The 24,418-nt window shown below is 45.7% G+C and carries 26 protein-coding genes; 17 read left to right on the top strand and 9 right to left on the bottom strand.

Annotation, left to right across the window (positions count from 1 at the left end):
• The first annotated feature begins 33 nt into the window (after positions 1-33).
• The 10 genes from yknW (BTR1S_RS03680) (at position 34) to lepB (ending at position 10,058) form a co-directional block, all read left to right on the top strand.
• A complete protein-coding gene (gene yknW, locus BTR1S_RS03680; RefSeq protein WP_006638364.1) occupies positions 34-717 on the top strand; it encodes a YknW family membrane protein in 684 nt (227 codons plus the stop codon).
• A complete protein-coding gene (locus BTR1S_RS03675; protein WP_006638363.1) occupies positions 718-1,857 on the top strand; it encodes an efflux RND transporter periplasmic adaptor subunit in 1,140 nt (379 codons plus the stop codon).
• Positions 1,854-2,546, top strand: a complete 693-nt coding sequence (locus BTR1S_RS03670; RefSeq protein WP_006638362.1) for an ABC transporter ATP-binding protein — start codon at positions 1,854-1,856, stop codon at positions 2,544-2,546. The genes BTR1S_RS03675 and BTR1S_RS03670 overlap by 4 nt, the downstream gene beginning before the upstream one ends.
• Positions 2,543-3,736, top strand: a complete 1,194-nt coding sequence (locus BTR1S_RS03665) for an ABC transporter permease (protein ID WP_029418562.1) — start codon at positions 2,543-2,545, stop codon at positions 3,734-3,736. The genes BTR1S_RS03670 and BTR1S_RS03665 overlap by 4 nt, the downstream gene beginning before the upstream one ends.
• 229 nt (positions 3,737-3,965) lie before the next feature.
• Positions 3,966-4,619, top strand: coding sequence for a YknW family membrane protein (gene yknW, locus BTR1S_RS03660; RefSeq protein WP_006638359.1), 654 nt, complete (start codon positions 3,966-3,968; stop codon positions 4,617-4,619).
• A 180-nt stretch (positions 4,620-4,799) separates the two neighbouring features.
• Entirely contained in the window at positions 4,800-5,459 is a 660-nt protein-coding gene (gene yknW / locus BTR1S_RS03655; RefSeq protein ID WP_029418561.1) for a YknW family membrane protein, read from the top strand.
• Between the two features lie 292 nt (positions 5,460-5,751).
• The gene (locus BTR1S_RS03650; protein WP_006638357.1) at positions 5,752-6,507 is read left to right on the top strand and encodes a DeoR/GlpR family DNA-binding transcription regulator; all 756 of its coding nucleotides are present in this window, start codon (positions 5,752-5,754) and stop codon (positions 6,505-6,507) included.
• Entirely contained in the window at positions 6,504-7,415 is a 912-nt protein-coding gene (gene pfkB, locus BTR1S_RS03645; RefSeq protein ID WP_006638356.1) for a 1-phosphofructokinase, read from the top strand. The genes BTR1S_RS03650 and pfkB overlap by 4 nt, the downstream gene beginning before the upstream one ends.
• A gap of 18 nt (positions 7,416-7,433) precedes the next feature.
• The gene (locus tag BTR1S_RS03640) at positions 7,434-9,326 is read left to right on the top strand and encodes a PTS fructose transporter subunit IIABC (RefSeq protein WP_006638355.1); all 1,893 of its coding nucleotides are present in this window, start codon (positions 7,434-7,436) and stop codon (positions 9,324-9,326) included.
• Positions 9,327-9,497: 171 nt separating this feature from the next.
• On the top strand, positions 9,498-10,058 hold the full coding sequence (lepB, locus tag BTR1S_RS03635) for a signal peptidase I (protein ID WP_006638354.1): 561 nt from the start codon (positions 9,498-9,500) through the stop codon (positions 10,056-10,058).
• A 43-nt stretch (positions 10,059-10,101) separates the two neighbouring features.
• Here lepB and BTR1S_RS03630 read toward each other — a convergent pair whose 3' ends face one another.
• Together BTR1S_RS03630 and BTR1S_RS03625 are read right to left on the bottom strand one after the other, a co-directional pair.
• Entirely contained in the window at positions 10,102-10,371 is a 270-nt protein-coding gene (locus BTR1S_RS03630) for a hypothetical protein (protein ID WP_006638353.1), read from the bottom strand.
• A 12-nt stretch (positions 10,372-10,383) separates the two neighbouring features.
• A complete protein-coding gene (locus BTR1S_RS03625) occupies positions 10,384-10,626 on the bottom strand; it encodes a hypothetical protein (RefSeq protein ID WP_006638352.1) in 243 nt (80 codons plus the stop codon).
• A gap of 177 nt (positions 10,627-10,803) precedes the next feature.
• Between BTR1S_RS03625 and BTR1S_RS03620 the strand changes: the two genes are divergently transcribed.
• Both BTR1S_RS03620 and BTR1S_RS03615 read left to right on the top strand, forming a co-directional pair.
• Positions 10,804-12,423: an ABC-F family ATP-binding cassette domain-containing protein gene (locus BTR1S_RS03620; protein ID WP_006638351.1), complete on the top strand. Its 1,620-nt coding sequence runs from the start codon at positions 10,804-10,806 to the stop codon at positions 12,421-12,423.
• Between the two features lie 57 nt (positions 12,424-12,480).
• Positions 12,481-12,855, top strand: coding sequence for a YybH family protein (locus tag BTR1S_RS03615; protein ID WP_029418560.1), 375 nt, complete (start codon positions 12,481-12,483; stop codon positions 12,853-12,855).
• Positions 12,856-13,007: 152 nt separating this feature from the next.
• On the opposite strand, the gene BTR1S_RS03610 is transcribed toward BTR1S_RS03615, so the two are convergent.
• The 3 genes from BTR1S_RS03610 to mreBH all read right to left on the bottom strand — a co-directional run bounded on the left by BTR1S_RS03610 (position 13,008) and on the right by mreBH (position 15,539).
• A complete protein-coding gene (locus BTR1S_RS03610; RefSeq protein WP_006638349.1) occupies positions 13,008-14,240 on the bottom strand; it encodes an aminopeptidase in 1,233 nt (410 codons plus the stop codon).
• A gap of 86 nt (positions 14,241-14,326) precedes the next feature.
• Entirely contained in the window at positions 14,327-14,458 is a 132-nt protein-coding gene (locus BTR1S_RS22370; protein WP_006638348.1) for a protein YkpC, read from the bottom strand.
• Between the two features lie 73 nt (positions 14,459-14,531).
• Positions 14,532-15,539, bottom strand: coding sequence for a rod-share determining protein MreBH (mreBH, locus tag BTR1S_RS03605; RefSeq protein WP_006638347.1), 1,008 nt, complete (start codon positions 15,537-15,539; stop codon positions 14,532-14,534).
• Positions 15,540-15,840: 301 nt separating this feature from the next.
• Between mreBH and abhA the strand changes: the two genes are divergently transcribed.
• The 4 genes from abhA (at position 15,841) to ade (ending at position 20,260) form a co-directional block, all read left to right on the top strand.
• Positions 15,841-16,128, top strand: a complete 288-nt coding sequence (gene abhA / locus BTR1S_RS03600) for a transcriptional regulator AbhA (RefSeq protein ID WP_006638346.1) — start codon at positions 15,841-15,843, stop codon at positions 16,126-16,128.
• Positions 16,129-16,332: 204 nt separating this feature from the next.
• On the top strand, positions 16,333-17,664 hold the full coding sequence (locus BTR1S_RS03595; protein ID WP_029418559.1) for an ATP-binding protein: 1,332 nt from the start codon (positions 16,333-16,335) through the stop codon (positions 17,662-17,664).
• A gap of 72 nt (positions 17,665-17,736) precedes the next feature.
• Entirely contained in the window at positions 17,737-18,399 is a 663-nt protein-coding gene (locus BTR1S_RS03590) for a potassium channel family protein (protein WP_006638344.1), read from the top strand.
• Between the two features lie 148 nt (positions 18,400-18,547).
• Positions 18,548-20,260, top strand: a complete 1,713-nt coding sequence (gene ade / locus BTR1S_RS03585; RefSeq protein WP_373870198.1) for an adenine deaminase — start codon at positions 18,548-18,550, stop codon at positions 20,258-20,260.
• A gap of 53 nt (positions 20,261-20,313) precedes the next feature.
• Here ade and rnjA read toward each other — a convergent pair whose 3' ends face one another.
• Entirely contained in the window at positions 20,314-21,981 is a 1,668-nt protein-coding gene (gene rnjA / locus BTR1S_RS03580) for a ribonuclease J1 (protein WP_006638342.1), read from the bottom strand.
• A gap of 4 nt (positions 21,982-21,985) precedes the next feature.
• Positions 21,986-22,195 carry a DNA-dependent RNA polymerase subunit epsilon gene (locus tag BTR1S_RS03575; RefSeq protein ID WP_006638341.1) on the bottom strand — a complete coding sequence of 70 codons (210 nt, stop codon included), beginning with the start codon at positions 22,193-22,195 and terminating at the stop codon, positions 21,986-21,988.
• 398 nt (positions 22,196-22,593) lie between these two features.
• Here BTR1S_RS03575 and BTR1S_RS03570 point away from each other — a divergent pair, with 398 nt between their 5' ends.
• The gene (locus tag BTR1S_RS03570; protein ID WP_006638340.1) at positions 22,594-23,367 is read left to right on the top strand and encodes a Cof-type HAD-IIB family hydrolase; all 774 of its coding nucleotides are present in this window, start codon (positions 22,594-22,596) and stop codon (positions 23,365-23,367) included.
• Between the two features lie 39 nt (positions 23,368-23,406).
• On the opposite strand, the gene def is transcribed toward BTR1S_RS03570, so the two are convergent.
• Positions 23,407-23,961: a peptide deformylase gene (def, locus tag BTR1S_RS03565; RefSeq protein WP_006638339.1), complete on the bottom strand. Its 555-nt coding sequence runs from the start codon at positions 23,959-23,961 to the stop codon at positions 23,407-23,409.
• 124 nt (positions 23,962-24,085) lie between these two features.
• A complete protein-coding gene (locus tag BTR1S_RS03560; protein WP_006638338.1) occupies positions 24,086-24,214 on the bottom strand; it encodes a YjcZ family sporulation protein in 129 nt (42 codons plus the stop codon).
• Positions 24,215-24,418 lie beyond the last annotated feature (204 nt).

Genomic DNA, 24,418 nt, shown 5'->3' with positions numbered 1-24,418 from the left:
ACAAACAGATAAAAAAGAATAGGGGGAATGAAAATGGAAAGTCAGCTAGATCTATCAAAAGAAGGAAGAAGACCGTCTTTATTGGGATTGATCACTAGTCCGGGAGAGCAGTTTGAGAGAATGAGAGATAAGCCGGTTTTCTGGCTGCCGCTTGTAGTCGTTCTCATCATATCCGTTGCCGGAGCTTATTTTCTCAATCAGAAATTGAGTATCTCCTCTGAACTTCAAGAGCTGCCAAATGCTGAACTGATCACATCAGTGTTAAGTGTCATCAGTATAGTCGGGAGTATCATTGGCAGTACTATTTCCCTGCTCGTCAGCGCTCTCATCTACTGGCTGATCGTTAAAATCGGGAAAGGACAGACCGATTATGTCCACATGTTTTCGCTTGCCGTTTTTATATATTTCATCGGAGCGATCGGACAATTGATCAACGGCGCTGTCATCTCCTTTGCGAATATTGATCCCGAGGTTATCGTGACATCTTTAAACGGTGTCATTCCGGCCGGGCAACCGCTAAAGTCGCTTTTGGCGGTGTTTGAAATTTTTGCGATCTGGAAGCTCATCCTGCTTGCTTTAGGTTTGCAAAAAGTAGGCGGCATTTCAAAAAAAGCCGCTTGGACCGGGGTCGCTGTTTTATTTGTCATTTCCATTTTGCTGGCGCTAATAGGCGGTTTGTTTATAAACTTTTCCGAGTCATTTGAAGGAGCGTTATAAATGAAAAAAATCTGGATCGCTATCGGGATTGTTTTTGCAGCCGCACTTTTAATCGGGATCAACATCTACCGCTCTGTACAAACGAGCGGTGGAGAAAACGGAGCGATGGAAATCGTCAGTCTTCAAGAAAAAGAAATCACATCAACTGTCATGGTCCCCGGGACGCTCATGTTTGCAAATGAGCAATACGAATATGAAGATCCTGATAAAGGAAAAATTGCTGAAGTCAAAGTGAAAGAGGGAGACCGCGTCAAAAAAGGGGACGTGCTATTCACCTACTCCAATGAGGAAATGGAGCTTGAAAAAAAACAGAACGACCTTTCCATTGAATCCAAGGAGCTTCAGCTTGAACAAATTCAAAAAAAGATCAGTCAATTAGCAGCTAAGGAAAAGGACTTAAAGGCTCAGCTTGGCGCAAAAGCAGCCGAAAAGCAAATTGATGAAGAGCGGGATCAGCTTGAAATGGAGAAGCAAACGGCGCAGCTTGAACTGAAGCAAGCCCTCTTGCAGAAGGAGACGCTTCAGAAAAAAATGGCCGCGTTTGATGTGAAAAGTGAAATCGATGGAACTGTGATCACCGCGGATAAAGAAGCAGCAGGCAAGAAAACGGACACCCGGCGGCCCATCATACATATCGGCAATGATAACAAGCTTGTCGTCAGAGGTGTGCTGTCAGAATATGACGTATTAAAAGTGAAGAAGGGGCAAAACGTAACGATAACTTCAGATGTCATTCCTGATAAAGAATGGAGAGGCAGAGTATCTGCAGTCGGACTGGCTCCGGAGCAGCAGGAGGCTCCAGGAACGCAAACCGGCAAGGAAGAAAATGCGGTGAAGTATCCTTTCGAAGTGAAGGTCAGAGGAAAGCTTTTTCAAGCCAAGCCGGGTTTTAAAATGATCATGAACATCCAGACAGATAAAAGAACGGTTCAAGTATTACCTTCAGGCGCCGTCAAACAAGAAGGCGGCGAATCGTTTGTATTTGCCGTGAAAGAAGGAAAAACGAAAAAGACCAAAGTGAAAACGGGAGAAAAAACGGACGGCGAATTTGAAATCACCGCGGGTCTGACAAAAGAAGATCAGATCATCGCCAACCCGGACGATGACTTGAAAAGCGGAACGGAAGTGAAGCTTAAATGATTGAGCTTTCCAAGTTGAAAAAAAGCTATCAAATCGGACGGGAGACCATCGATGTCCTAAGAGGAATCGATGTCAAGATTGAACAAGGCGAATATCTTTCCATCATGGGGCCTTCAGGCTCGGGAAAATCGACGCTGATGAATATTATCGGCTGTCTGGACAGGCCGACATCAGGCGTCTACAAGCTGGAAGGGGAAGATATTTCTTCGTACGGGGAGAAGGAGCTCGCCCGAATCAGAAACCGGTCAATCGGTTTCGTGTTTCAGCAGTTCCAGCTGCTGCCGAGGCTGACTGCCTTGAAAAATGTCGAACTGCCAATGATCTATGCGGGCATTCCAAAAAAAGAACGCCGTGAACGGGCGGAGCTAGCTCTTGAAAAAGTCGGGCTGGAGGACCGGATGGACCATATGCCGAACGAGCTTTCCGGCGGCCAGAAGCAGCGTGTGGCGATCGCCAGGGCGATTGTCAATGAACCGAAGCTGATTTTGGCGGATGAACCGACGGGCGCGCTTGACACAAAGACGAGCATGGCGATTATGGAGCAATTTACCCGATTGAATGGGGAAGGGACAACGGTTGTACTCGTCACACATGAACCGGAAATCGCAGAATATACCAGCCGCATCATTATGATGCGTGACGGAGAAATGGTTCCTGCTGAAAGAGAGCGGAGGGGAGCGGCAGAATGAATCTCACGGAAAATGTCAGAATGGCCTTCAGCTCCATTCTGGCCCATAAGCTTCGTTCAATCCTTACGATGCTTGGAATCATCATCGGTGTAGGCTCTGTCATTGTCGTTGTTGCCGCAGGACAGGGCGGGGAGCAGATGCTTAAGCAGTCAATCAGCGGACCTGGAAACACGGTTGACATCTATTATAATCCAAGCGAGGAAGAGCTGGCCGCCGACCCGAATGCGTACTTGAACGCCAGTTTTACAGATGAGGATATAAGAAGCTTAAAGTCTATTGAAGGAGTGAAGCGAGTCGTTGCCAAAGCGACCCAGACCATGAATGTCCGGTTTCGCGAGGAAGAATCCGAATCGACGGTGAACGGGATTCATGACGGATATATCAGCATCAATTCATTGAAACTCGCAGAAGGCAGAATGTTTACGGAAACCGAATATAGGACGGGGAAAAGGGCGGCGATCGTGTCGTCAAAACTGGCGGAAGAATTGTTTTCCGGCCAATCTCCGCTCGGTCAAATTGTCTGGATCAACGGGCAGCCTGTTCAAATCATCGGCGTTTTGAAAGATGAAGCCGGATTGCTTTCCTTGGGGATGAATGAAATGTACGTTCCATTCACGATGTTAACGTCTTCATTCGGCATTAGTGATTACAGTTCTGTCTCTGTACAGGCCCGGTCTCCTGATGATTTGCAGGCTGTCGGAAAACGGGCGGCGGAAATTGTAAATGGCAATCACGGCACAAAAGACTCCTATGAAGTGATGAACATGGAAGAAATCGCGGCCGGGCTCAGCCAGATTACGACGATTATGACGATGTTTATCGGCTCAATCGCAGGCATTTCTTTATTGGTCGGAGGGATCGGCGTCATGAACATTATGCTTGTATCGGTCACAGAACGGACGAGGGAAATCGGTATTCGGAAATCGCTTGGTGCGACAAGAGGCCAGATTTTGACCCAGTTTTTGATCGAATCCTCTTTAATCACCCTGATCGGCGGAGTACTGGGGATCGGGCTTGGATATGGAGGTTCTTCTCTGATATCATTGATTGCCGGCTGGCCGCCGCTTGTCTCCTGGCAGGTTGTTCTCGGCGGTGTCTTATTCAGCATAGCAATCGGTATCCTCTTTGGTCTGATCCCCGCCAATAAGGCGGCAAGGCTTGATCCAATTGAAGCATTGCGCTATGAATAAAAACTGGCCCTCGCCGAATGCGCTCTGGGCATCTCGCCCGCATAATCTTCAGGCAGATTGCGGGATTAAAAGACCGTTTTTGAAACGGTCTTTTTTGATGCGAATGTCCCCAATTTCATGCAAAATTAAGCTAATTTTAAAAAAACAGACGATGAATCAATGATAGACTTGAAATTGCTGTGAAATTGAGCTTCATAGCATAAAAAGGAATGTTTAGGAGGGTTCGAAAGTGGAAGCGGATATGACCACAGGAAATGAGAAAAAGCCGTCTTTGTTCGGTCTGATCACAAGCCCTGTCCGGCAGTTTGAAAGAATGGGTAAACGGCCGGCCATTTGGCTGCCGATGGTGATTGTCCTGGCTTTATCAGCGGCATCTACATATCTCAATGTCGCAACATTTTATTCGAGTGTGCAAAGATTCGAAATAACAGCATATTTCCAATCACTGTCTATTTTATTGGATATTCTCAAGACGGGCATATTTTTCTTTTTAAGCGCTCTAATATTTTGGCTGATCGCTTCAATCGGAGGCGGGAAAACCAATTTTCTAAGCATGCTATCATTGTCTATTTTTATCAGTTTTATTGCGACAAGCGGACATGTGATTAACAACCTCGTTTATTATGTATCAGAAGGCAAACATGAGGCTCCGGTCACTTCCTTGCAAGGCATCATTTCAATAGGCGAGCCTTTTCAAAGCATGTTGGGCGTATTCGATATTTTTACGGTATGGCCGCTTATTTTAATTGGTGTTGGTCTCCAGCATGCGGGGGGAGCATCAAAACGGGCTTCCTGGATCGGAGTGGCCGTTTTGTTCGCTCTGATTTTTCTAGTCGCTAGTTTATTCGGGCTGGCTAAAGCATTTTTTTCGGCCACGTTCTAGAGGCTTGAGCCCAATATCGGGTCAGGAACACTCGGTGCTTCTCAAGACTGAGGAAAAAGCAAATTTCCGCCCGATTTTATTTGACGTAAGCTATCTTTAAAAAAACAATTCCTTTGACACACAATAGACTGGAGATTGATTTTAATTTTATAAAAAGGAATGATCAGGAGGAATAAGAAAGTGGAAGTAAATGTGGAAACAGTGAAAGAAAAAAAGCCGTCTTTGATCGGCCTTATCACGAGTCCTGTCCAGCAGTTTGAGAGAATGAAAGAACGGCCTGTCATCTGGCTGCCAATGATCATCGTGATTGCATTATCTGCCTTATCCGTTTATCTCGTCACCTCGAAATTTGCCGCAGATGCAGATTATGTAGTGCATTTTAGTGCTTTAAAAAGCGGTGTAGCCGTTTTTCGTGATATTTTTCAATCTATTATCTTCTTTGTGCTCAGTGCTTTGGTGCTATGGCTGCTCGCAAAAATCGGCGGAGGAGCAACCAATTTTATTTGCATGGTCTCATTATCCGTTTTTGTAAACTTCATTCCCGTCGTTAGGGATGTCATCATCAGCGCCATTTATTATATAACAGATTCTGAAGCGGCCTTTTCTGTGACGTCGCTGGACGGGATCATCCTTGCCGAGGAGCCTCTTCTGACCGTTTTAAGCGCCTTTGACATTTTTACGATCTGGAGTTTTGCTTTAACGGCTGTAGGTTTGCAAAAAGCGGCCGGATCTTCAAAGCGGGCCGCATGGATTGGTGTAGCCGTGTTATTTATCCTTAAGCTTCTTTTTGCGTATTTATTCGGGATGTTACAAGTTTTAGTGGAAAATATGCCTAGTTAACAAGACGGACTTTTGTCGGCCTCATGCTTCTGCATGAGGTTTTATTTTGCTTAATTTTTCTCTTCGGCGAATGAATGAATTCAGAATAGATCATAATAATGTCACATATTTTTGCGGATTTTTATCGCTTATACAGTTTACAAATGGTACATATCACGTTAAGATGTTGAAATGTGAAAGATTTTGATGGTTATTGAATGAATTTGAAAGATTTTTGTTGAGTTATGTCGAAAAAGCGTTTACAATAGAATTGTAAGCTAAATGAAGGCGTTTCCAAAAGAGGGGTGGTAATGTGTTGACTCCCGAACGGCATCAGCTGATCATCGATGAAATTGAAAAGCATGATGTCGTGAAAATCCAATACTTAATGAATTTGACAAAAGCATCTGAGTCAACGATCAGAAGAGATTTGTCGACGCTAGAAGCCCGCGGATATTTAAAGCGTGTTCATGGAGGGGCATCAAGGCTGTCCGATATTCGGAAGGAGCCGGATATGCTTGAGAAATCATCCAAAAACCTTCATGAAAAGAAAAAAATCGCCAAGGAAGCTGCCTCTCTGCTTGAAGAAGGCGATTGCATTTATCTAGATGCCGGGACGACCACTTTGCAAATGATCGACTTTATAGATCAAGAGAAGGATATAATCGTGGTCACAAACGGGGTCATGCATATCGAGGCATTAATCAAAAAGGGCATTACTTTTTATTTATTGGGCGGACATGTGAAGCACAAAACAGGCGCGATTGTTGGCGGCTCCGCTTTGACGGATATCGGCCGGTACCGGTTTGACAAAAGCTTTATCGGTGTCAATGGGATTCATAAAGAAGCGGGTTTTACAACACCTGATCCTGAAGAAGCCCTCTTGAAAACGAAAGCTGTCAAACAGGCAAAAAAAGCCTTTGTTTTGGCGGATGCTTCCAAGTTTGGGGAAATGTCTTTTTCTGCCTTTGCAAGTTTAGACGAAGCAACTATCATTACAGCAGGATCTGCAACGCATTCATTTGATAACTATCAAGAAAAAACTGTCGTAAAGGTAGTGAAAACATGATATACACTGTAACTCTCAACCCATCAGTCGACTACATTGTTCACGTTGAAGACTTTACTCTAGGCGGATTAAACCGTTCAGTCTATGACTCGAAATATCCAGGAGGAAAAGGGATCAACGTCTCACGGGTATTAAACAGACACCATGTGCCATCAAAGGTTCTCGGTTTTGTCGGCGGTTTTACCGGGGGATATATCAAGTCATTCTTGGAAGAAGAGAAGCTTGAGACAGCCTTTCATGAGGTGAATGGGGATACCCGGATCAATGTAAAGCTGAAAACCGGTGATGAAACGGAAATCAACGGACAGGGCCCTGCAATCACAGATGAAGACTTCGCTGCATTTTTAGAGCAGTTTTCCGCAATGAAAGAAGGGGACATCGTCGTATTGGCAGGAAGCATTCCAAGTTCACTGCCTCAAGATACTTATGAAAAGATTGCGGAAAGATGCAGGGAGCAAAACGTCAAGGTTGTCGTCGACATCTCAGGGGAAGCGCTGCTAAAGGCGCCGAAAATGAATCCGCTTTTAATGAAGCCGAACCATCATGAACTCGGAGAAATGTTTGGAACAACGATTCAGTCTGCTGAAGAAGCGGTTCCTTACGGGAAAAAGCTGATTGAGCAGGGGGCGGAGAACGCCATCGTTTCAATGGCCGGCGAAGGCGCTCTTTTATTCACAAAAGATCAGGTCTACCATGCCAATGTACCTAAAGGAAAGCTCGTAAACTCCGTAGGCGCGGGAGATTCAGTGGTTGCCGGTTTTCTTGCGGGAGTCGAAAAGCAGCTGGACATCAAAGAGGCGTTTCGGCTAGGGGTTGCTTCAGGAAGCGCTACTGCTTTCTCTGAAGAGCTCGGAACGGAAGAGCTGGTCCAAAAACTGCTCCCTGAAGTTCAGGTCAAAGCCATCTAAAGGAGGAAAGGGAACGTTATGAAAATAACAGAGCTACTTACGAAGCATACGATCAAGTTGAACCTTGAGAGCGGCAAGAAAGAAAACGTTATTGAAGAAATGGTAACGGTTTTGGATCAAGCCGGAAAATTAAATGATAAAGAAGGCTACAAGGAAGCGGTCATTAACCGTGAAAAACAAAGCTCCACAGGGATCGGCGAAGGAATTGCCATTCCCCATGCGAAAACAGCCAGCGTTAAAGAGCCGGCGATCGCATTCGGCCGTTCGAAAGAAGGCGTCGATTATGAATCATTGGACGGACAGCCGAGCCATCTGGTCTTTATGATCGCGGCAACCGAAGGTGCGAATAACACCCACCTTGAAGCCCTGTCCAGACTGTCAACTTTGCTTATGCGTGAAGAAATCCGCAAGCAGCTCCTTGAAGCAGAAACAGAAGATGAAATCATCGACATTATCAACAAGCATGATTCAGACGATGAAGAGGAAGAACAGGCTGATGAGCCTCAAGCTCCTTCATCAAAAGGAAAAATCCTTGCGGTTACAGCTTGTCCGACTGGTATCGCGCATACCTTCATGGCAGCTGACGCTTTGAAAGAAAAAGCGAAAGAAATGGGCGTTGACATTAAAGTAGAAACAAACGGTTCCGGCGGAATCAAAGGGGCGCTGACGGCTCAAGAAATTGAAGACGCCGTGGCCATCATCGTCGCTGCCGATAAGCAGGTTGAGATGGAGCGCTTTAAAGGAAAACACGTCATTGAAGTGCCTGTTACGGCAGGAATCAGACGGCCAAAAGAACTGATTGAGCAGGCGTTAAAGCAAGATGCGCCAATCTATCAGGGAACAGGCGGAGGTAAAGCCGCTTCCGAAGATGGAGCCGGAGCTGCAAAAGGAAAAGGCGGCGGTTTTTACAAGCACTTGATGAGCGGTGTCAGCAACATGCTTCCGTTTGTCGTCGGCGGCGGAATTTTAGTTGCCATTTCGTTCTTCTGGGGTATCAACTCGGCAAAACCGGGAGACCCTTCTTATAATGAATTTGCGGCAGTTTTAAATGCAATCGGCGGCGGCAACGCATTAAAATTAATCGTCGCTGTATTGGCCGGATTTATCGCGATGAGCATTGCGGACCGTCCTGGTTTTGCGCCTGGTATGGTCGGCGGATTTATGGCAACTTTGGCTGATGCAGGGTTCTTGGGCGGATTAATCGCCGGATTCCTTGCCGGTTACATCGTTGTTCTATTGAAAAAAGCATTTGCAGGTCTTCCGCAAGTGCTTGACGGATTAAAGCCTGTTTTAATCTATCCATTGTTCGGTATCTTCTTTACGGGAATTATCATGCATTATATCGTCAACACGCCTGTCAAGATGATCATGGATGGCCTGACACATTGGCTTGAAAGCCTTGGCACAGGAAACCTTGTCGTCATGGGTATTATTTTAGGCGGTATGATGGCGATTGATATGGGAGGTCCGATTAACAAAGCGGCCTTTACATTCGGGATTGCGATGATTGACGCAGGAAACTTTGGTCCGCACGCGGCCATCATGGCAGGCGGTATGGTGCCTCCGCTCGGTATCGCGCTAGCGACGACATTCTTCAGAAACAAATTTTCAAAACGTGACCGTGAAGCTGGTATTACGTGCTATTTCATGGGTGCGTCATTTATCACTGAAGGCGCGATTCCGTTTGCGGCAGCCGATCCGGCGCGGGTTATCCCTGCTTGTGTAATCGGATCAGCAATCGGGGGCGGATTGTCTCAATTTTTCCGTGTCACGCTTCCTGCTCCACACGGAGGATTGTTCGTCTTTCTGACAACAAACCATCCGCTTCTCTATTTGGTGAGCGTCGTGATCGGAGCGGTTGTCACAGCCGTCTTGCTCGGCATTTTGAAAAAGCCGGTTCCAGCTGAATAATAAGTGCTAGAAAGTGCCGCCTCGTTCTCTGTGCGGCACTTTCTTTTTTACTGTTTTTCCCGGCAGACGGCATGCTAATTAGGAAATTTCCCATGACATATGATAAAGTATAGGAAAAGCTGTTATTTTTCAATCTGTAAAGCGTGATAGACTGTTTTAGGAGGAAGCGTTTTGAGTGAAGAAAAATCCACCAAAAAGAAAAGTTCTCTCTTTGAATGGGTAAAAGCCATTATCATTGCAGTGGCTCTGGCTTTATTGATCAGGACGTTTTTATTCGAACCGTATTTAGTGGAAGGGACGTCCATGGATCCGACTCTCCATGACGGAGAGCGTCTGTTCGTCTATAAAACCGTGAAATACATTGGAGAATTTAAACGTGGGGACATCATCATTATTGACGGCGATGAAAAAAATGTCCACTATGTAAAACGCCTGATCGGTCTGCCGGGAGATACTGTGCAAATGAAGGATGACACGCTTCTCATTAACGGGAAGAAAGTGGATGAGCCATATTTGGCGGGAAATAAAAAAGAAGCCGAGTCAGTCGGCGTGAAGCTGACGGGCGATTTTGGCCCGGTAAAAGTTCCTGAAGACAAATACTTCGTAATGGGGGACAACCGCCAGAGATCGATGGACAGCCGGAACGGCCTCGGGCTGATTGATAAGAAGCGGGTGGCCGGGACATCGCAATTTGTGTTCTTTCCGTTTAATGAAATCCGAAAAACAGACTGAAAAAAGCCTGATGTCCGCTCTGGATATCAGGCTTTTTTGCTTTTTATGCTGAAAGTGACGCCAGCACGACAATAAACAGTACCGTCACAAACACTGAAGCGGTTATCAAGAGCACGCTGTAGAGGATTCTGACGTCCGCTGCTTCTTTTCCCCGCTTTGCCAGCATTCGTTTTGCCGCCATATGTACAAACGTATAGATAAGGGCGATTCCGATATAAAGGCCAAGGTCGCGCGCCGTAAAACCTGTCACGGCCAAATAAACCCCGGCAAAAAAAATAAACATGCAGTACTCTGTCAGAGTGATAAGCTTCATGTTGTCCTCCGTCTAATTTTCCGAGTTTTCCCCATAGATGACCTTTTTATAATATACCTTTTGAAGCCAGCCTACAAGAAGGCCGAATCCGGTCAAAAGACACGAAAAAATAAAAAAGTCTGAAGTCCACATATCATATCCCTTGAACAATCCGATGGACATTGTCGATATCACCATTGCAAGCGAAACAAACAGCGCATACCACGGCCTCATGTTAATCCATCGCTGAATATCAGGATCATCTTTAATATTCATGTTTCCATCCCCCAATCCACATTAATTGTAACATATTGTCACTATCCAGATGCATAAAAAAAGCGTGAAAACGGCTGCAATGGCTTTAAAACTTTATTGCAAAAAAGCAAAGCATTTCTATTAAGGGATATTCGTGTTATACTCTTTTTAATGAAGTATAGTGATGGAGGATATTAAATGATAGCTGTTAGTAATGTCAGCTTGCGGTTTGCAGACCGCAAGCTATTTGAAGATGTCAATATAAAGTTTACTCCCGGCAATTGCTACGGATTAATCGGGGCAAACGGAGCAGGAAAATCCACTTTTTTGAAAATTTTGTCAGGTGAGATTGAACCTCAGACGGGTGATGTGCACATGAGCCCGGGGGAGCGCCTCGCCGTTCTGAAACAGAACCATTTTGAGTATGAAGAACATGAAGTGCTGAAAGTCGTGATTATGGGCCATAAGCGTTTATATGAAGTCATGCAGGAAAAGGATGCCATTTACATGAAGCCGGATTTTTCCGATGAAGACGGGATTCGCGCTGCAGAGCTCGAAGGTGAATTCGCCGAGCTGAACGGCTGGGAAGCCGAAGGGGAAGCCGCGATTTTGCTGAAAGGGCTCGGTATTCCCGAAGAGCTTCATACAAAGAAAATGGCTGATCTCGGCGGTTCTGACAAGGTGAAGGTGCTGCTTGCCCAAGCGCTTTTCGGAAAGCCTGACGTGCTTCTTTTGGATGAGCCGACAAACCATTTGGATATTCAGGCGATCCAGTGGCTCGAAGAGTTTTTGATCAACTTTGAGAACACGGTCATCGTTGTATCGCATGACCGCCATTTTTTAAATAAAGTATGCACCCATATCGCCGACTTGGACTTTAACAAAATCCAAATCTATGTCGGCAACTATGACTTCTGGTATGAATCAAGCCAGCTTGCGCTTAAAATGGCGCAGGAAGCCAATAAGAAAAAAGAAGAGCAAATCAAACAGCTTCAGGAGTTCGTCGCACGATTCAGCGCAAATGCGTCCAAATCAAAGCAGGCGACTTCGAGAAAAAAATTGCTTGAAAAGATAACCCTTGACGACATTAAACCGTCATCACGGAAATATCCGTACGTCAACTTCACGCCGGAACGCGAGATTGGCAATGACGTCCTGGCCGTTAAAGATCTTTCGAAAACGATTGACGGCGTGAAAGTTCTTGATTCAGTGAGCTTTATGATGAATAAGGACGATAAAATCGCGTTTACGGGCCGCAACGAGCTTGCCGCCACAACGCTTTTTAAAATTTTGGCGGGGGAAATGGAGCCCGACAGCGGAACATTTAAATGGGGCGTCACAACCTCACAAGCCTTTTTCCCGAAGGATAACAGCGAATTTTTCGAGAACAGCGATTTAAATCTGGTAGACTGGCTTCGTCAATTTTCGCCGCATGATCAAAGTGAGAGCTTTTTGCGCGGATTTCTCGGCCGGATGCTCTTCTCGGGAGAAGAAGTGCTGAAAAAGGCAAGCGTGTTGTCGGGAGGAGAAAAAGTCCGCTGCATGCTGTCAAAAATGATGCTTTCGGGAGCAAACGTATTAATGCTCGATGAGCCGACAAACCATTTGGATCTGGAATCGATTACCGCATTGAACAACGGCTTAATCAGCTTTAAAGGCGCCATGCTGTTTACGTCCCACGACCATCAGTTTGTACAGACGATCGCCAACCGGATCATCGAGATCACGCCAAACGGCATCGTAGACAAGCAAATGAGCTATGACGAGTTTTTGGAAGACAAAACGGTACAGGAGAAGCTTGCCGAACTTTACGCATAATTCAAGAAAGCCCGCTTAAACAGCGGGTTTTCTTATATCATAAAGGAGATGGTCGCTGTGTCATGCCGAAAGGCTCTTGATCAATATATAAAAGCAACAAACACGCATGTGTTCGCAAATGTCAAAGAGCTCCTTGACCGCGACGCGGTGTATTGGTTCTCGGATCAAACGTGCTCGGGCTTTGAGGAGATTCAGCGTTACTTTGAAAACGCCTGGAAGCAAATCGAAAACGAAGTATACAGCGCCAAGGATGTCAGTTGGATCACTGAAACAGACGAACAGGCCGTTTGCCTGTATACGTACGAATGGAAAGGATTTTATCAAGGCGAACCGGTTTCCGGGGCAGGCCGTGCGACAAACGTATTTATAAAGGACGAGTCGGGAAACTGGAAGCTAAAGCACGAGCATTTAAGCAGCTTGCCGAAATCGTGATGAAACGGAGAGGTGTGCTTTGCCGGGATCATTGGACGCTTTTTGGCCGTTACAGTCACCGGCTGAAGAGTGAACGGGTCGGAAGTTTCTTCGTCTTCAATCCCATATAAAAGGACCTCAGAAGCTTTCTGAGGTCCTTTTTTCGGGGGATCTTAAATCGCCCAATTGCCGTTTCGGAAAATCGGTTCTCTTTTTCCATCGGCCGTTATTCCGTCAATATCCATTTCACCTGAGCCGATCATGAAATCGACATGGGTGATGCTTTCATTTAAACCTTCCTTCGCCAGCTCCTCGCGCGACATCGTTTTGCCGCCTTCAATGTTAAACGCATATCCGCTTCCGATTGCGAGGTGGTTTGAGGCATTTTCATCAAACAGCGTGTTATAAAACAAAATATTTGATTTGGATATCGGCGAATCATGGGCGACCAATGCGACTTCGCCCAAGTAATGAGAGCCTTCGTCTGTTTCGATCAGCTCTTTTAAAATGTCTTCGCCCTGCTCTGCTTTGACATCGACAATCCGTCCGTTTTCAAATGTCAGTGTAAAGCCGTCGATGATGTTTCCGCCGTAGCTCAGCGGTTTCGTGCTTGAAACGGTTCCGTTCACCCCGTCCTTTTTCGGTGCGGTAAACACTTCTTCCGTCGGCATGTTGGCCATGAATTCGTCGCCTTTTTCATTGACGCTTCCGGCGCCGACCCAGACGTGTTTTTCAGGGAGTTCGATCGTCAGGTCCGTACCCTTCGCTTGATAGTGGAGGGCTTGATAGTGTTTTTCGTTTAGCACGCTCACTTTATCGCGAAGCGATTGGTCATGATCTTTCCATGCTTGAACAGGATTCTCCCGGTCAACTCGGGTCGTCTTAAAAATTTCATCCCACAGCTTTTGCACCGCTTCTTCCTCACTGCTGTCCGGAAATACTTTTTTCGCCCATTGAGGCGATGGCGCGGCCACAACAGTCCAGCTGACTTTGTCCGACTGGATCATTTGTCTGTATGTATGTAAAGCTTTTCCGGCCGCTTTTTGCTGTGCCGCAATCTTTTTGGAGTCGATTCCTTTCAAAAGATCAGGGCCTGACGAGACGATGGAAATAAAGGCAGCGCCTTCCTTCGCGAGCGTTTCCATGCCCTTTGCTTCCCATTCCGGAAATTCTTCAAATGCTTCAAAAGGAGCAAGCTCATATTTCAGCCGTGTGACTTCATCATCCTGCCAGCGGACTGTCACATGTTTTGCGCCTCTTTGATAAGCGCTTTTCACCAGCAGGCGGACAAAATCGCGGATTTCTGTCGAAGCGTTGATGACGACCTGCTGGCCCTTTTGAATATTGACGCCGACTTCTGCTACAAGCTGTGCATATTTGCTGAGTTTATCGGTAAATGTATTCATCCTGCAAAACCTCCTTTATTGTCCATAACATCATATCAAATATTCGCTTGAAAATAAAAAGTTCGCAGCTGCGGCTGCGAACTTTTTTAACGATTTATTTTTGCTGTTTGGCCGGGAGGGGAGCTTGGCATATTTGCGAGCGATATGCTCATTCCCCCGAGAATGATGCCGCTTAAAATAGCGGTAATGGCCACGCGTCTTCCCAAATCTCTAAGCATGTTCTTCCTCCTTATCGTTTCTCCATTTCAAACGATATGTCGGAAGTCTGCAAAAAAGACGTCAAATATAAAATTATTTAGCGGCTTTTTGAAGTTTATCAATCACTTCAAGAGAACGGCCCGTCCCGATGGCCACGGATTCAAGCGGATTTGCGGCGACATGGACCGGAACGACGATTTCCTGTGAAAGCCATTCTTTGATGCCGTTCAAAAGGGCGCCTCCCCCGGTTAGAATCACGCCGCGGTCGACGATGTCTCCGCTCAGCTCTGGAGGACAGTCCTCAAGCGTCGCTCTGATGGCTTCAATAATGTGGAGAAGAGATTCGCGCATCGCCGCCTGAATTTCGCTGGATTCAAGTGTAATCGTTTTAGGCAGGCCGGTTACGAGATCGCGCCCCCTGACTTCCATCGTTTTTGTTTCATGCTCGATCAGTGCATAGCCGATTTCGATCTTGACTTCCTCGGCGGTACGTTCTCCGATCAGCAGGTTGTATTTCTTTCTGACAAATGACATGATGTCTTCATCAAGCTGATCGCCGCCGATCCGGATGGAATGGCAGGATACGACGCCGCCGAAGGAAATGATCGCTACTTCAGTCGTACCGCCGCCGATATCGACGACGACATTGGCGACAGGCTCATCGACTGGAAGGTCTGCGCCGATCGCTGCTGCGACAGGCTCTTCAATCAGATGCACTTGTTTTGCTCCGCAATTTTTGACGGCATCGCTGATGGCCCGTCTTTCGACAGCTGTGGAACCTGACGGCGTGCAGACGACGACGCTCGGTTTTCTAAACGTAAAGCCGATGTTTTTTCCCGCTTTTTTCATAATTTGCTTTAAAAGATCTGTCGTCATGTCGTAATCGGCAATGACTCCGTCTTTCAATGGCCGGACCGCGACAATTTTGCCCGGGGTCTTTCCGATCATGTTTTTCGCCTCGGTTCCGACCGCCAGGACGGTTTTTGTCTCCGTATCAACCGCCACGACTGAAGGCTCGTTTAAAATGATGCCTTTGTTTTTGCTGTAAACCAGTATGTTCGCTGTTCCTAGATCAATCCCGATCTCGGTTGTTTGAAACATGTTTTCACCCAATCTCTATTTAAAATTTTTTGAAATACGAAATGTTTTTTCTTCGTGTTGAAAAAAAGATTTTCATTTAAATTTTCTCAGAAAAACATCGATTTTTGGGGGTTTGTGACGAGATTGAAAAAAACCTGTAAAAAGATGACCTCATATTTACATCATGAGAAAATTATTTCATTTTTCTTACGTGAAGTTTTGCTAAAAGAGGGAAACCTTTTTCGTTTATTGTTCGTCTATCGTTATGCTAAGACAATATCTTAGAAAAGAAGAAACAAAATGAGGAAGTAGGCGAAAGATTTTGAAATCAATAGGAGTTGTGAGAAAAGTAGATGAACTCGGCCGCATCGTGATGCCGATTGAGTTAAGAAGGGCGCTGGATATTTCAATAAAAGACAGCATTGAGTTTTTTGTAGATAAGGATAAAATTGTTTTACAAAAATATAAACCCCATGGGGTCTGCCTGATAACCGGAGAGATTACATCCGAAAACCGCGAATATGCAAACGGAAAAATCACGCTGAGCCCAGAGGGCGCTGAAATGCTGTTGGAAGAACTGAAAACTGCGCTGCATCAGGCAAAATCCTGACGAAAGACCCTGCCTTTTACGCGGCAGGGTTTTTCTAAAGCTTTTTTGCCAAATGGTATGCCAAAGCAATGTTCAAAAGATGACCGAAAACCCACATTATTGAAAGATTCGCCATTTGAGACGATAAATACTTCGAACAATCCTCTCAAAGATGGTGTAAAGAATGTTACAATTAACTGAGAAATACAAGTGGCAGGTGGGGGCATGAGAAGATATCAAGGACGGATCATTGCAACCGTTTTGGCAATGACCTTTATTATGTTCTGGAATTATTTATTTTACGGTGTATTGGGAAATAAAATTAACTGGACGGTTGATCTTCTGTTTACACTGGTGACATTGGTCAGCGTGTGGTGGCTGACGCTGTATATCGATGAATCGAATCAGCTTGTCTATAAGCTGAAGGAAAGTGAAAAACAATATAAAGAGCTTTCGGCTGAAACGAACCGGATTATGGACAACCTTCAGGAAATCGTGTTTCAGACCGACAGAAAAGGAATCATTACCTTTTTGAACCAGGCATGGACCACTTTGACCGGCTACAGTGTAAAGGAAAGCATTGGAACGATGTACAATGATTACTTTGATCATGAAGAACGGATTTCGAATCACCTGATCGCTCAGCTGAAGAACAGGGAGCGTGAGGGGAGAATCGAGGTGCTGTATCATCGAAAGAACGGAAGCAAGTTTTGGGGCGAAGTCCATTATAAATTGTATTATACAAACGGCCAATTTACGGGAAGCTTAGGCACGCTTACAGATGTCACAGAGCGGAAAAATGCGGAAATGGAGCTGCTGAAATCAAATCAGCGGCTCGCCATGCAGTCCCAAAAGCTGGCGATGGCCGGCCAGCTTGCCGCGGGAATCGCGCATGAAGTGAGAAATCCCCTTACATCTGTTAACGGATTCCTGCAGCTGATGAAAACGGAATACCCAGACAGAAGCCAATATTTTGATATTATCTTTTCTGAAATTAAGCGGATTGATTCTGTGCTTGGGGAGCTCCTTGTATTGGCAAAACCCCATCAGGTTCAGTTTAAAAAAATCAAGATCAACTCCGTTCTTCAGCAGGTGACGACTTTGCTGGAGACGAATGCGGTGCTTGCCCATATCGAAATTAAAAAAGCTTTTGAGCAAGGAAAAGAGTGGGAAATAAACGGTGATGAAAATCAAATTAAGCAAGTGTTTATCAATTTGATCAAGAATGGAATTGAAGCGATGCCGGACGGAGGCAAAATCACGATTTCTTCTGAGCAGGAAGGGGATTTTGTCAAAATCAGCATCAAAGATGAAGGCGGAGGCATTTCACAAGATGACCTGGACAAGCTTGGCGAGCCTTTCTTTTCCACAAAAAAAGAAGGCACAGGACTCGGGCTCACAATCTGCTTAAATATTATCGGCGCCCACAACGGGGAAATGAAGATAGACAGCAAATTGGGGGAAGGCAGCACATTCCACATTTTGCTGCCGCTTGACAACCAGATGGAGAAAGCTGAAAAAACGAAACCATACATCATGCCTTCTAAAATGATATAACATATGAATAGAGGAAAAATTCCTCATCATATGATAGAATTTTTTAAAGATTGACCCATGGAGGAATAACCGATGAAAAAAGAATACGCAGTGATTGGACTCGGCCGGTTCGGCGGCAGCATTTGCAAGGCATTAAGTGAAGAAGGTCTTGAGGTGATGGCGATCGACAGGGACGAGGACCGCGTGAACGAATACGCGAAAATCGCTTCGCACGCCGTAATAGGCGACACAACGGATGAATCTGTACTTAAAAATCTTGGACTGCGCAATTTTGACCATGTCATTGTGGCGATTGGAGAAAATATTCAAGCGAGCATCCTGACCACGCTCATGCTAAAAGAACTCGGTGTAAAAATGATTACGGTAAAAGCCCAGAATGATTATCATGAAAAGGTTTTATCCAAAATCGGAGCTGACCGGATCGTTCATCCGGAGCGTGAGATGGGCAAGAGAATCGCTCATAATATCGTGTCCAACAATGTGCTTGATTACCTGGAACTGTCAGACGAACACAGTCTTGTAGAAATTGTTGCGAACAGCAAATTAGCGGGAAATACGCTGCTTGACCTAGATATCCGCGCAAGATACGGCATCAATATCGTTGCGATTAAACGCGGAAAAGAAGTGATTGTGTCTCCGCTTGCCACCGAGGAGATTCAGGAGGAAGATATATTAATTGTCATCGGCTCTAATCCTGATATTGACCGCTTTGAGAAAAAGGTTTTTCAGCAATAATAGTTTTCAATATATTATATTTATGCCGCAAGCATTTTTCAGCTTGCGGTTTTTTGATCTTTTCGTTGACTGTTGCATGCGATTCGGATAGGATATTGAACCATATACATTACAAAAAGAGAGGGGCTATACACCTTTGGACAAAGAGATGTTCATTCACCGGCTTGGCGCTGCCGGTCATCGCAGAAAAGCCGATACGGTTATCAAAAACGGAAAAATAATGGATGTTTTTAATCAAGAATGGATAGAGGCAGACATCGCTATCGTAAACGGAGCCATTGTCGGTTTGGGCGATTATGAGGGGGAGGAGATCATTGATGCGAAAGGGCAAATGATTGTTCCCGGTTTTATCGACGGCCATGTACATATTGAGTCTTCAATGGTGACGCCTCCCGAGTTTGCGAAGGCGGTTATTCCCCATGGTGTGACGACCGTGATTACAGACCCTCATGAAATCGCGAACGTCTCAGGTGCAAAAGGTCTCCGTTTCATGATGGGCCAGGCCGATCTTACCCCGCTGAATATTTATTTCATGCTGCCTTCATGCGTTCCGGCGGCGGCATTTGAAAAATCCGGCGCTGTTTTGCGTGCCGAAGATTTAAAACCATTTTACGGCCGGGATGAGGTGCTCGGGCTTGCAGAAGTGATGGATTATGTTTCTGTAGAAGCTGCAGAGCCTGATATGGCGCAAAAATTGTTTGACGCCCATGCAGCGGGTAAGCGGATCGACGGGCATTTGGCAGGGCTGTCAGCTAAATTTGTCAATGTCTACCGGGCAGCCGGCGTGCTGACTGATCATGAAGTAACAACCCCGGAAGAAGCGCTGGAAAGAGTCAGAAGAGGAATGTATGTCATGCTTCGGGAAGGATCTGTGGCGAAGAATGTCCGCCGTGTATTGCCTGCCGTAAACGAAAAAAATGCAAGACGCTTCTTTTTCTGTACGGATGATAAGCATTTGGACGAACTGATCGAGGAAGGGAGCATTAATCACCAAGTGAAGCTCGCCATTCAATCAGGACTCGATCCATTTCTCGCCTACCAGCTCGGAAGCCTTAATGCCGCCGAATGCTACGGCCTGCACACAAAGGGGGCGATCGCTCCCGGCTATGATGCGGATCTCCTCTTTATCAGCGACTTAACAAATGTACAGATCACTCAGACGATGATCAATGGGACGATTTACAGGGCAGCGAATGATGCGGGCGCAGCTCTCTGCAAACCTGAGCAAGACATGCTGCAAACAGTGCATTTGCCTGATTTAGAGACAAAAGATCTTCAGGTGCCGATTGTTTCGGACAAGGATATCCGCATCATCGAAATCATTCCCAATCAGCTTGAGACAAAGCTTGTCGTTGCCAAGCCGAAAGAGAGGGGTTTTTTCAAAGCTGATCCAGAATCCGACTTGTTGAAAATCGCGGCGGTCGAACGCCACCGGGGCATAAAGGAAATCGGGGTTGGAATTGTCAAAGGATTTGGTCTGAAAGATGGGGCGATTGCGGCGACAATTGCGCACGATTCCCACAATGTAATCGCAGTCGGTACGAATGATCAGGACCTATTACAAGCGATCGAAACCCTCAAAGAGATCGGGGGGGGGTTGACCGTCGCCAAAGGAGGAAAGGAGCTTCATTCCGTCGCGCTGCCGATCGCAGGCCTTTTATCCGACAAACCGCTTGAGGATGTGAACGACAGTTTGAAAGTCCTTCATGAAGCCTTGAAGCAAACTGGTTTTTCAGGCGATTTCAATCCCTTTTTAACGCTTTCCTTTTTGGCGCTGCCGGTAATTCCTGATATGAAAATGACGACGGAAGGGCTTTTTGATGTCAAAGCCTTTACACATATTCCGGTGCAGTCATCATAAAAAAAAACGGATCCACCTTTTTAGGTGCATCCGTTTTTTATATCGGGCCGATATTATACTTCCATAATAATAGGAAGAATCATCGGACGGCGTTTCGTTTTTTCATACAAGAAAGGCGCGAGCGTGTCTGTAATTTCATTTTTGATTTCAGACCACTGTGTCGTTTTCCGCTCCATTACTTTTTTCAGATGGCCGGCAATGAGTTCCTGTGCATCATTGATAAGATCACCGGATTCCCTCATATAGACAAACCCTCTTGAAATTAAATCCGGTCCCGCGGACACTTTGAATTCTTTCATGTTAATGCTGACGACGACGATGACAAGTCCTTCTTCAGAAAGGATTCTGCGGTCGCGCAAGACGATGTTTCCGATATCGCCAATTCCGCTTCCGTCAATGTACACATTGCCTGAAGGGATTTTTCCGGCAACTGTCGCTTCTTCGCTTGTTAAAGCAAGCACTTCGCCGTTGTCCATGATAAAGCAGTTCTCTTCCGGAATTCCGCAGTCAGTCGCCAATTTCACATGCATTTTTTGCATTCTGTACTCACCGTGAATCGGCATGAAAAACTTCGGCTTAATCAAACGCAGCATCAGCTTTTGCTCTTCCTGGCCGCCGTGTCCAGATGTATGGATGTTTGTTACGGCTCCGTGGATAACATCCGCACCTGCGCGATACAGCTGGTTGATCGTGCGGCTGACGCTGATCGTATTGCCCGGGATCGGAGATGATGAAAATACGACCGTATCCCCCGGGTTGATGGAAATTTGACGGTGCGTTCCGTTTGCGATCCTTGAAAGGGCGGCCATCGGCTCGCCTTGGCTTCCCGTACAGAGAATCGTCACTTTTCCTGCCGGAAGCCTGTTGATTTCATTGGCTTCAACAAATGTGTTTTTGGGGCATTTAATATACCCGAGCGTTTGTCCGATTTCAATAGCAGATTCCATGCTTCGTCCAAATACGGCAACTTTCCGGCCGTTGGCAACAGCCGCTTCAATCACCTGCTGCAAGCGGTGGATGTTTGAGGCAAAGGTGGCAAAGATGATTCTGCCTTCAACCTTGCGGAAAATGTCATCAATGCTTTCCCCGACTTTGCGCTCCGACATCGTGAAATCCGGAATTTCGCTGTTTGTGCTGTCGGAAAGGAGGCAGAGAACGCCTTCTTTGCCGATTTCGGCCATTTTGGTCAAGTTGGCAGGTTCGCCTACCGGCGTAAAGTCGAATTTAAAGTCGCCGGTATGTACGATGTTGCCCTGCGGTGTTTTTACGACAATCCCGTATGAGTCCGGAATGCTGTGGGTCGTCCTAAAGAAAGAAACAGACGTTTTTCTGAACTTCACAATATCGTCCTCTTCAATCGTATGAAGTTTTGTCTGGCGCAAAAGACCATGTTCTTCAAGCTTTTTTCTTAAAAGGCCGATCGCAAGCTGACCTCCGTAAACGGGAATGTTTACCTGCTTCAGCAGGTACGGAATTCCGCCGATGTGGTCTTCATGTCCGTGCGTAATAAAAAGGCCTTTGATTTTTTCTTCATTTTTGACTAAGTAAGTGTAATCAGGAATCACATAGTCGATTCCGAGAAGCTCGTCTTCCGGAAACTTAATTCCCGCATCGATAAGGACGATTTCATCCTGAAATTGAACACCGTACGTATTTTTGCCGATCTCCCCCAGTCCGCCCAGGGCAAAAACGGCCGTTTGATCGTTTTTAACAAATTTCATTCATTCATAACTCCAATACTTTAAAATTTTCGCTTTGCTTTTCATATTCTAAAAAAGCGCCTTCAACTTCCTGTATAAACTCAATGTTGTAATTGTATTGTTTTAATTTAGATCTGACTTCACGTTCAGATTGAGCTTCCACAAAAATTGAATCTGTTTTTTCACGAACAGGTACTTCGTCATTACTGCTCTGAAAAAATACCTTATAAATCATCCAAATCTCTCCTTAACTGCCGATTGTTAGACTCATCTTTCTATTATATGCGAAATTGCTTGATAAGAAAAGCATTGAGAAAAAAAGGACCTGTTCACCTGTGTGAAGGTCCTTTTAAGCAATTGATTTTCTGCGTATCATGCCGTTCAATTGTTTTTTTATTTTTTTTCGAAGACGGCGAAGCATTTCGATTCCTCCTTTCGCTGACTTGTCCTAAACCGGCCCTACTACCTTTAGTTCTATTATATGATGAATTCGTTTATTGTTACATGGATATTATTGGAATGGCGGTTCGTTTTTATTTTAGGGTGAAAAGGTTTTCTGGGCGCCTCAGTTTTTGTATGATGGAACAGAAGGACGATAAAATTTATACAGCTAAGGGAGAAGGATTTACAGTCATGGATAAAAAACTGATTTTTTTTGATATCGACGGAACCATTTATGACCACGATAAACAAATCCCGGCAAGCACGAAAACAGCCATCCGCCATTTAAAGGAGCGCGGACACCATGTATTCATTGCGACCGGAAGGGCTCCGTTCATGGTCAGCCCGGTGCTTGAAGAGCTTGGGATCGATTCTTTTATATCCTACAACGGGCAATATGTCGTTTTTGAAGGGGAGGTCATCTATAAAAACCCTATTTCTGCGCAATCGCTTGAAGCTTTGCTTCAGCATTCGGAAACATGCGGACATCCGCTCGTTTTTATGGGGGAAGAGGGGATGCGCTCTTCCGTGGACGACCATCCTTTTGTTCATGAGGGAATCGGCAGCTTAAAAGTGGAACATCCGAAACATGACCCTTCCTACTATAAAGGCAGAGACATATTCCAGGTGCTTTTGTTCTGTGAAGAGCCCGATGAACCTCAATACGGTCATTTTCGCGAATTCGACCTCGTTCGCTGGCATGAGCGTTCGACTGACGTGCTGCCTGCCGGAGGCTCGAAGGCTGAAGGAATTAAAAAAGTCATTGAAAAGCTCCCGTTTGACAGAGAGGATACATATGCATTTGGAGACGGCTTGAACGATTTGCAAATGATCGAATTTGCAGGGACTGGAGTCGCCATGGGCAATGCCGTGCCAGAGCTGAAAAAAGCAGCAGACTTTATCACAAAGCCCGTTGATGAGGATGGAATTGCGCATGCGGTCGAAGCGCTCGGCCTCTTGGCGTAATTCGAAAAAAAGCGGATCATCGCATGATCCGTCTTTTTATTATCTGCCAATCGGTATCGCCTGTTCAGGCTCTTTGAATGGATTCTCTTTATCGATATGGTCATAGAACATAATTCCGTTTAAATGATCGATTTCATGCTGAAACACGATGGCCGGGAACCCTTTTAAACGAATGTCGATGTTCTCGCCTTCAACTGTTGTTCCCTTCACTCTGATCCGCGCGTATCGGGGAACATATCCCGGAATCGCCTCATCGACGGAAAGGCACCCCTCGCCGCTCGTCAAATAGCTTTTCTCGACTGAATGGCTGACAATCCTCGGATTGAACAGCGCATAGCTGTATAATGTACCGTCCTCGCTTTCGGCATGCACGGCGATCATTCTTTTATTGACATTAATTTGCGGCGCTGCAAGGCCGACCCCAGGACGAAGATTGTATTTTTGGGCGATTTCAGGATCCTGACTGTTTTTCACAAATTCGATCATTTCAGTCAGCTGTTTGATTTCTGTTTCGCTTGCCGGCAATTGAACTTCTTCGGCGACGGTTCTTAAAGCGGGATGACCGTCGCGGACAATGTTTTCCATTGTGATCAACATCTTCACTCCCAACGATTAATATGTAAAGTATAGCGGATGATGAGGATGGTGCGCAATGTCTGAATCATAACGCATGGTTAACATGACCAGCCTGTTCCGGCTGGTCATGATATCGGCGGTGCTAGCAGCCTAAATAAGCGGCACCTACAATAATCAGCAATATAAATAGAACAACGATCAAAGCGAATGTGCGGCCGTAACCATAACCGCCGTACCCGTATCCATAACTAGGGCAGCAATAACCGTACATAGTAAGACCTCCTCCATGAATTTACGCAAAGCCTTTATCGAGTAGGCATAGCGTCTAATATAAATTATGTAAAAGCGCCAAGGTTGTATAGTCGAATGCCCACTTTCGCGCAAATTTCCGGGCAAAGGCTGTTCTAAATTGAAAAACGGATACATACCGATTCTGTATCAGCTTGTCCGATTAAGCGGACTTCGGTTGTCAAAC

Source organism: Bacillus sonorensis NBRC 101234 = KCTC 13918, from assembly GCF_001592005.1.
Lineage (GTDB): Bacteria > Bacillota > Bacilli > Bacillales > Bacillaceae > Bacillus > Bacillus sonorensis.
The sequence above is the reverse complement of the archived record's forward strand: the minus strand, read 5'-3'. Positions and strand labels throughout refer to the sequence as shown.

Bases quoted from the DNA above. Each gene is read 5' to 3' on its own strand.
- BTR1S_RS03625 (WP_006638352.1), bottom strand. From the start codon at position 10,626: ATGAATATTAAAGATGATCCTGATATTCAGCGATGGATTAACATGAGG.
- BTR1S_RS03595 (WP_029418559.1), top strand. From the start codon at position 16,333: ATGAGAAGATATCAAGGACGGATCATTGCAACCGTTTTGGCAATGACC.
- BTR1S_RS03610 (WP_006638349.1), bottom strand. From the start codon at position 14,240: ATGAATACATTTACCGATAAACTCAGCAAATATGCACAGCTTGTAGCA.
- BTR1S_RS03575 (WP_006638341.1), bottom strand. From the start codon at position 22,195: ATGATTTATAAGGTATTTTTTCAGAGCAGTAATGACGAAGTACCTGTT.
- pfkB (WP_006638356.1), top strand. From the start codon at position 6,504: ATGATATACACTGTAACTCTCAACCCATCAGTCGACTACATTGTTCAC.
- BTR1S_RS03665 (WP_029418562.1), top strand. From the start codon at position 2,543: ATGAATCTCACGGAAAATGTCAGAATGGCCTTCAGCTCCATTCTGGCC.
- BTR1S_RS03570 (WP_006638340.1), top strand. From the start codon at position 22,594: ATGGATAAAAAACTGATTTTTTTTGATATCGACGGAACCATTTATGAC.
- rnjA (WP_006638342.1), bottom strand. From the start codon at position 21,981: ATGAAATTTGTTAAAAACGATCAAACGGCCGTTTTTGCCCTGGGCGGA.
- BTR1S_RS03620 (WP_006638351.1), top strand. From the start codon at position 10,804: ATGATAGCTGTTAGTAATGTCAGCTTGCGGTTTGCAGACCGCAAGCTA.
- yknW (WP_006638364.1), top strand. From the start codon at position 34: ATGGAAAGTCAGCTAGATCTATCAAAAGAAGGAAGAAGACCGTCTTTA.
- ade (WP_373870198.1), top strand. From the start codon at position 18,548: ATGTTCATTCACCGGCTTGGCGCTGCCGGTCATCGCAGAAAAGCCGAT.
- BTR1S_RS03590 (WP_006638344.1), top strand. From the start codon at position 17,737: ATGAAAAAAGAATACGCAGTGATTGGACTCGGCCGGTTCGGCGGCAGC.
- BTR1S_RS03670 (WP_006638362.1), top strand. From the start codon at position 1,854: ATGATTGAGCTTTCCAAGTTGAAAAAAAGCTATCAAATCGGACGGGAG.
- BTR1S_RS22370 (WP_006638348.1), bottom strand. From the start codon at position 14,458: ATGCTTAGAGATTTGGGAAGACGCGTGGCCATTACCGCTATTTTAAGC.
- BTR1S_RS03640 (WP_006638355.1), top strand. From the start codon at position 7,434: ATGAAAATAACAGAGCTACTTACGAAGCATACGATCAAGTTGAACCTT.
- BTR1S_RS03560 (WP_006638338.1), bottom strand. From the start codon at position 24,214: ATGTACGGTTATTGCTGCCCTAGTTATGGATACGGGTACGGCGGTTAT.
- BTR1S_RS03630 (WP_006638353.1), bottom strand. From the start codon at position 10,371: ATGAAGCTTATCACTCTGACAGAGTACTGCATGTTTATTTTTTTTGCC.
- mreBH (WP_006638347.1), bottom strand. From the start codon at position 15,539: ATGTTTCAAACAACCGAGATCGGGATTGATCTAGGAACAGCGAACATA.
- BTR1S_RS03675 (WP_006638363.1), top strand. From the start codon at position 718: ATGAAAAAAATCTGGATCGCTATCGGGATTGTTTTTGCAGCCGCACTT.